Here is a 7,135-nt window from a genome sequence, read left to right as displayed (position 1 = left end):
CCTCGGCCTCCGCGTCGCCTTCGTCCCGGACGGCGTCGGGGCGGACCATCAGGACCGGCACGCCGAGGCGGCGCAGGGCGCGTTCCGCGACGCTTCCGACCAGGGCGCGCGCGACGCCGGTCCGGCCGTGCGTCGCCATGGCGACCAGGTCGGGCGCGTGCTCCTCCGCGGCGCGCACGATCTCCCGGGCGGGATCCCCGAACGCCGTGGTGGTCTCCACCGCGTAGCCGTCCCGCCCGAGCCGCCGCGCGACGGGCGTCAGGACGTCCTCCAGGGCGGCGCGGGCGCTAGCCCACTCCTGCGAATCCCAGACGTGCGTCTCATCGTCCGGGTCGGGGGTCGCGACCTCCTGGATCGCCGCGTCGCTCGGGACGAACGGGCGGGGGGGCGGCGCCGACCCCGGATGGGGTGGGGGGTCGCCGACGTGCAGCAGGACGAGCCGGACGTCGGACGCGTCGAACAGCCGAACGAGCGCGTCGAGCGCCGCCTGCCCCAGGTCGGAGCCGTCGAGCGGCACGAGGACGGTCCGGCGACCGGTCACCCCGCGCCCCCCGCCTCGTCGGCGTCGTCGCCGTCGCTGTGGAGGATCAGGAACGGTTTCGCCGAGCGGCGCAGGGCGCCCTCGGCGACGCTGCCGAACATCCACCGGTCGACGCCGCGGCGGCCGTGCGTGCCCATGACGACGAGGTCGTGGTCGGCTTCGGCGTCGTGGATCGCGTCGGCGGGACGGCGGTTCTCGACGAGGCGGGCCTCCGCCTCGACGCCGTGGTCCGCGGCGTCGGCGAGGGCGTCGTCGAGCACCTCCCGCCCCGCGGTCTTGAGGTCCTGGTAGAGCTGCGCGGAGTACGGCAGCGCCTCGGGCGCGGCGTACCCCGCGACCAGCGGGTTCTCCAGGACGTGGAGGAAGGTCACCTTCGCGCCGAGCTGCTTCGCGAGCTCGAGGCCCTTGCGCGTCGCGTTCTTGGCGCAGGCGCTTCCATCGGTCGGCATCAGGATGGTTCCGTACACCGTGCACCTCCTTCGCGGGCGGGGGGCACCCGCTCCGCTCCCCCTCAGCGTGGCACGTCGGGGCGCGCGCGCGGGGCGAAGACGCACCACGCCCCGTGTCGGAAAATCACCGACGTGCCCCCATGGGCGGGCGTGCTGCCATGGGGTCAGCCCGAACCCGCGGACCCTCCGCGGCGCAGGGTCGAACGGTCCCCGTGGCGTCCCCCGGCAGCCCGCAGCCACGGGGGCCGTCCTTCGTCGCGTCGCAGCCCACCTGCACCGCGCGGGCGCGAGGGCGGCGGTAGCGTGCCCCATGCCCGACCGGCCCGCCGCTCCGGACGCGAAGCCCGCGAAGGGGTTGACGCGCGAGGTCGCCGCCGCGCGCCTCGCGGAGGTCGGCCCCAACCGCCTGCCCGACGCCCCCCCGACCCCGTTCGCGCGACGCGTGCTCGACGCGATGCGCAGTCCACTGGTGCTGCTCCTGTGGGCCGCCGCCGCCCTGGACCTCACCGCCTGGGCGCTCGAGGGGCGGCACGGCGCGCCGTTCGAGACGATCGCGATCCTGTCGATCGTGCTCCTGAACGCCGGCCTCGAGGTCAGCCAGGGCTGGCGTGCGGAACGCGCCCTCGCCGAACTCGCGGCGCTCGCGACGCCCCACGCCGAGGTGTGGCGCGACGGGCGGCGGGTGCGCCGCCCAACGTCGGAGCTGGTGCCCGGCGACCGCGTCCGCCTCCCGGCGGGCACCCGCGTGCCCGCCGACGGGCGCCTTCTGGAGGCGACGGGCGCGACGCTCGACACGTCCGCCCTCACCGGCGAATCGGTGCCCGAGACCCGGACGGTGGGGGACGACGTCGCGGCCGGCACGACGTTGGTGGCCGGCCGCGCCGAAATGGAGGTCACCGCCACCGGCCCCGATTCGGCGATGGGGCGCCTCGCGACGCTGCTCGGGGGGATCGACCGGAGCGCCACCCCGCTCCAGCGCCGCATGGAGGCCTTCGGGCGGCGGGTGGCGTGGGCCGCGGCGGCGTTGGCCGCCGCGATGCTGGCCGCAGGCTGGGCGTTGGGGGGCGACCCGGTCGACACGCTGTTGCTCGCCGTCGCGCTGGCGGTCGCCGCGGTGCCCGAGGGCCTCCCGGCGGTCATGACCGGCGCGTTGGCGCTCGGGACGCAACGCATGGCCCGCCGCAACGCCGTCGTCCGCCGCCTCGCGGCGGTCGAAACGCTCGGCTCCGTCGACGTCGTCGCCGCCGACAAGACCGGCACACTCACCCGCAACCGCATGCGCCTCGCGCGCCTCGTGACGCCCGACGGCGACCTCGACGTCGCCGGCGAGGTGGGCCGGGCGGCGTTGCGGGCGGGCGTCCTGGCGAGCGACGCGCCGGCGGACGGAGAGACCGGCGACCCGATCGAGCGGGCGTGGCTGGACGGCGCCCGCGACGCCGGGCTCGACCCGGCCGCCCTCCGGCGGGACGCCCCACGCACGGACGAGCGTCCCTTCGACGCCGCCTGGTCGTTCCTCCGCGCGACGGTGCGCGACCCCGAGCGCGACGGGGCGGAGGTGAGCTACCTCAAGGGCGCGCCCGAGGCGCTGCTCGCGCGGTGCGCGCTCGGCGACGACGACCGCGCGGCGTGGGCGGCGGCGAACGAGGCGCGGGCGGAGGCGGGCGAACGCACGCTGCTGGTCGCGCGCGGCGCGGGCCGCGCGGAGCGCGACCTGACGCCGCTCGCGCTCGTCGCGTTCCGCGACCCGCCGCGCGCGGGGGCGGCGGACGCGGTCGCCGCCGCCCGCCGGGCGGGCGCGCGGGTCGTGATGATCACCGGCGACCACCCCGCCACCGCCCGCGCCGTCGCGCGCGAGGTGGGCCTGGACGCCGACGTCGTGGCGGTCGGCGACGCCGTCGCCGAGCGCCGCGACGCCGGCACCCTGCGGGAGGTGGACGTGTTCGCGCGGACCGCGCCGGAACGCAAGCTCGACATCGTCGAGGCCTACCAGGCGGCCGGCGCGACGGTCGCGATGACCGGGGACGGCGTGAACGACGCGCCGGCGCTCCGCCGCGCCGACGTCGGCGTGGCGATGGGCGAGCGGGGTAGCGACGTCGCGCGCGAGGCGGCGGACGTCGTCCTGCTCGACGACGACGTCTCGACGCTCATTGCCGCCATCCGCGAGGGGCGCGGCGTGGCGGCGAACCTGCGGGCGTTCGTCCGCTTCCTGTTCGCCGCGAACGCCGCGGAGGTCGTCACGATCGCCACCGGGTTCGTGCTGGCCCTCGCCGCACGCGGCGGGGACGCCGTTCCGCCCCTCGCGGCGGCACAGATCCTGTGGATCAACCTGATCACCGACGCGTTGCCGGCGTTGGCGCTCGCGTGGGACCGGCGGCCGGGGCTGATGGACGACCCGCCCCACGCCGCCGACGCGCCGCTGTTGTCGGCGAGCACGCTGCGCTTCGTGGGGTTCGGTGGGGGGGCGGTCGCCGCCCTGTCGCTCGCGCCGCGGGCGTGGGCGCCGTGGGTCGGGGTGGGGCCGGAGGCGGCGGCGACGGCGACGTTCATGGTGCTGGTCCTCGCGCAACTCGCGCTGCTCGACGGCGCCCGCCGCGAACGCCACCCGCCGACCCCGAACCGGGGCCTGTGGGCGGCGCTGGCCTTCAGTGGGGCGTTGCAGGTCGCCGCGGTCGGGCTGCCGCCGCTCCGGACCCTGTTGGGGCTCGCGCCGCTGCCGCTCGCGGCGGTGCCGTGGGTGCTGGGGTCGGCGGGGGTCGCGTGGGCGGTCGGGCGGGCGGTCGCCGCCTGGAGCCGGCCGAAGGACCGCGCCTGACGGCGGTGCGGGGCGTACGAGCGGCCCGCCCGGCGCGGAGGGCGCGTGCTACGTTGCGCACGAAGCCGGCCGCGGAGCGCGCGGCGGCGGCGAGGAGGTTGCATGAAGATCCTGCACCCGACCGACTTTTCGCAGACGGCGGAGAAGGCGCGTCGCCTGGCGCTGTCGCTCCGCGAGCGTCTCGGCGGCGAGCTGCACCTGATCTACGTCCAGGAGCGCTTCGAGAGCGACGAACGGCGCTACCTGCAGCCGACCGCGGACACGTTGAACCCGGAGTGGGTGCGGCGCATCGAGGAGGGCCGCGCGACGGAGGTGAAGCGGATCCAGGAGCGCCTCCACCACCTCGCGAGCGAGGGGGGGACGTCGGAGCTCCGGTGGGGCCACCCGGTCGCGGAGATCCTGGAGACGGCGGAGGATGCCGGCGCCGACGTGATCGTGATGGGGGCGCACGGCGCCAACCGCTTGGACGCGTTCTTTCTCGGGGGGACCGCCGGCCGGGTCGTGCGGCGCGCGCGGCGGCCGGTCCTGACGGTCCGCGAGGAGGCGGAGGCGCGCGACGTCCGCAAGGTCCTGCTCGCCACCGATTTCGGGGACGCGTCGCGGCACGCCTGGGGCGTGGTCGAGGGGTGGGCCGACGCCGGCGTCGACCTGGCGATCGCGCACGTCGTCGACGACCCCCGCTACCACGGGGACGCGGACTACGCCCGCCGCGCCGAGGAGGCCATGCGGGAGATGACGCACGGCCGGGACGTCGCGACGCTGTTGCGGGAGGGCAACCCGATCGACGCGCTCCCCGCGCTCGCCGCGGAGGTCGGTGCGGACCTGATCGCGGTCGGCGTCCGCCGCCACGCCGGCGCCGTGGGGCTGCTGCTCGGCTCCCGCGCCGACGCGCTGTTGCGCAGTTCGCGCGTCCCGATCCTCAGCGTGCCCTACCGCCCCTGAGCCCCGCGCGGCGCGGGGTCGCGCCCGTGCGTCGCGCGTCGGCGCGTCACGCGTCGGTGTCGAAGGCGGCGTCGACCACCTCGCGCGCTTCGCGTTCGAGGCGCCGCAGGTGCGCGTCGCCGCGGACGCTTTCGGCGTAGATCTTGTAGATCGCTTCGGTCCCCGACGGGCGGGCGGCGAACCAGCCGCCGTCGGTGACGACCTTGAGCCCGCCGAGGGGATCGCCGGACGGCGTGGACGTCCGGACCTCGCGGACCGGGTCGCCGGCGACCTCGCGCGCGTCGACCGCGGCGGCGTCGAGCGCCTTCAGGGCGGCCTTCTGCGCGTCGCTCGCCGGCGCGTCGCTGCGCCGGTAGGCGAACGCGCCGTGGGTCGCTTCGAGCCGGCGGTAGCGTTCGGCCGGGGTCGCGCCCGTCCGGGCGGTCATCTCCGCGGCGAGCAACGCCGCGACGACGCCGTCCTTGTCGGTCGTCCAGACGGTGCCGTCGCGGCGCAACGCCGTCGCGCCGGCGGACTCCTCCGCTGCGAAGCCGGTGCGGCCCGCGAGGAGGCCCTCGACGAACCACTTGAAGCCGACCGGCGTCTCGACGAGGGGGCGCCCGTGCGCCGCGGCGACGCGGTGCAGCATGTGGGTCGTGACGGCGGTCGTCGCGATCGCGGCGTCGTGCCGCCATCCGTCGCGCGCCCCGAGCAGGTAGTCCGCGGCGGCCGCGAGGTAGTGGTTGGGGTTCATCAGGGCCCCCTCCACGACGACGCCGTGCCGGTCGACGTCCGGGTCGGTCCCGAACGCGACGTCGTAGCGGTCCGCGAGCTCGAGGAGGCCGGCCATCGCGTACGGCGACGAGCAGTCCATCCGCACGACGCCGTCGTGATCGAGGCGCATGAAGGCGAAGGCCGGGTCGATGCGGGCGTCGACCACCTCGAGGTCGAGGCCGTAGGTCTCGGCGACGCGCGGCCAGACCGGTACCGCCGCGCCGCCCAGGGGGTCCGCCCCGAGCTTCAGGCCCGACGCGGCGACCGCGTCGAGGTCGAGGACGTGCCCGAGGTCGGCGACGTAGGCGCCGACCAGGTCGCGGCGTTCGGCGCACGCGAGCGCCTCGCGGACGGGGACGCGGGGGACGGCGCCTGTGCCCGCGTCGAGCCAGGCGTTGGCGCGCGCCTGTATGGCGCGCGTCACGTCGTTGCCGGCCGGCCCCCCGTGGGGCGGGTCGTACTTGAGGCCGCCGTCGCCAGGCGGGTTGTGCGACGGGGTGATGACGATGCCGTCGGCGCCGGAGCCGTGCTGGCGGTTGTGCGTCAGGACGGCGTGACTGACGACGGGGGTGGGGACCGGCCCGAGGTCGGCGTCGACCCACAGCGGGACGTCGGCGGCGGCGAGGACGGAGGCGGCGGTCCGGAACGCCGGTTCGCTCAGCGCGTGCGTGTCCGCCCCGAGCACCAGGGGGCCGCGGTGGCCGGCGGCGGCGCGGTACTCCGCGACGGCGGCGGCGATGGCGACGACGTGCGCCTCGTTGAAGGTGCCGTCGCGCGAGCGCCCGCGGTGGCCCGACGTCCCGAACGCGACCCGCTGGCCGGGGTCGGCCGGGTCGGGCGCGACGTCGTAGAACGCGGCGAGGAGCCGGGGGACGTGCTCGAGGCGGTCGCGGGGCACGGGCTGGCCGGCGAGCGGGTCGGGCACGAGCGGGTCGGGCATGGCGGACCTCCGGCGCGAGGGTAGCAGGGCTTCGTCGCCCGGACGGCGCGGGGGGCACGGGGCCGCGTGCTACCTTGAGCGAGTTGCCGGGGCGGAGGGTCCGGTGCGCGCGGCGCACCCCCCGCTCGGCCGCGCCGCGCGGCCGGCCGCCCCACGGTCCACCGCCCCTCGCGCCGCACCCTCGGCGCCCGGTCTCCGGGCGTCCGCTCGCAGCGCCGCGACGGGCCGACCGAACGGAGGGGTCATGAGCGAAGCACTGCAGACCGACGTGAACGACATGCACGCGACGCCGGAATGGCTGGAGGCGCCGGAGATGCAGGCGCTGCTCGAGCAGGGCCAGGAGCGCGGGGTCGTGTCCGCCGGCCTGGTGAAGGGGGCGCTGACGCGCGTCCTCGAGCGGACGCCGGAGCTCGGCGACGACGTGCTCGACGAGGTCCTGGAACAGCTGGACCTGCGCGGCGTCGAGGTGATCGGCGACGAGGAGGCCGGCGACGAGGAGGCCGGCGACGAGGGCGACGCGGACGGCGCGGTCGCGCCGGCGGACGCCGCGGCACCCGCGGACGGCGAGGCGCTCGGGGGTGCGGGCGACGACCTCGGGGAGGGCGACGCTACCGACGACGCGACCGACGACCAGGCCGCGGGTCTGGCCGGCGACCTCGACGAGGAGGAGCCGGACGAGGCCGCCCTCGCCGCGGAGG

Annotated in this window: 6 protein-coding genes; 3 read left to right on the top strand and 3 right to left on the bottom strand. The window is 77.3% G+C overall.

All coding sequences use genetic code 11. The annotated features are described in order from the left end of the window. Positions 1-541 (bottom strand): universal stress protein (locus RI554_08910; GenBank protein MDR9392131.1); only part of this gene is annotated, 541 nt, incomplete at its 3' end. After that, positions 538-1,008 (bottom strand): universal stress protein, encoded by a 471-nt coding sequence (locus RI554_08905; GenBank protein MDR9392130.1) that lies wholly within the window; start codon positions 1,006-1,008, stop codon positions 538-540. The genes RI554_08905 and RI554_08910, both read right to left, overlap by 4 nt. Before the next feature lie 292 nt (positions 1,009-1,300). On the opposite strand from RI554_08905, the gene RI554_08900 reads away from it, so the two are divergent. Further along, complete coding sequence (locus RI554_08900; protein ID MDR9392129.1) at positions 1,301-3,802, top strand: cation-transporting P-type ATPase; 2,502 nt, start codon at positions 1,301-1,303, stop codon at positions 3,800-3,802. A 102-nt stretch (positions 3,803-3,904) separates the two neighbouring features. Beyond that, a complete protein-coding gene (locus RI554_08895; GenBank protein MDR9392128.1) occupies positions 3,905-4,744 on the top strand; it encodes a universal stress protein in 840 nt (279 codons plus the stop codon). Positions 4,745-4,790: 46 nt separating this feature from the next. Here RI554_08895 and RI554_08890 read toward each other — a convergent pair whose 3' ends face one another. Then, positions 4,791-6,437 (bottom strand): phosphoglucomutase, alpha-D-glucose phosphate-specific, encoded by a 1,647-nt coding sequence (locus tag RI554_08890; protein MDR9392127.1) that lies wholly within the window; start codon positions 6,435-6,437, stop codon positions 4,791-4,793. Between the two features lie 244 nt (positions 6,438-6,681). Between RI554_08890 and RI554_08885 the strand changes: the two genes are divergently transcribed. Continuing rightward, a partial coding sequence (locus RI554_08885; GenBank protein ID MDR9392126.1) for an RNA polymerase sigma factor region1.1 domain-containing protein occupies positions 6,682-7,135 on the top strand: 454 nt, incomplete at its 3' end.

The organism is Trueperaceae bacterium (genome assembly GCA_031581195.1).
Classification (GTDB): domain Bacteria; phylum Deinococcota; class Deinococci; order Deinococcales; family Trueperaceae; genus SLSQ01.
The sequence above is the reverse complement of the archived record's forward strand: the minus strand, read 5'-3'. Positions and strand labels throughout refer to the sequence as shown.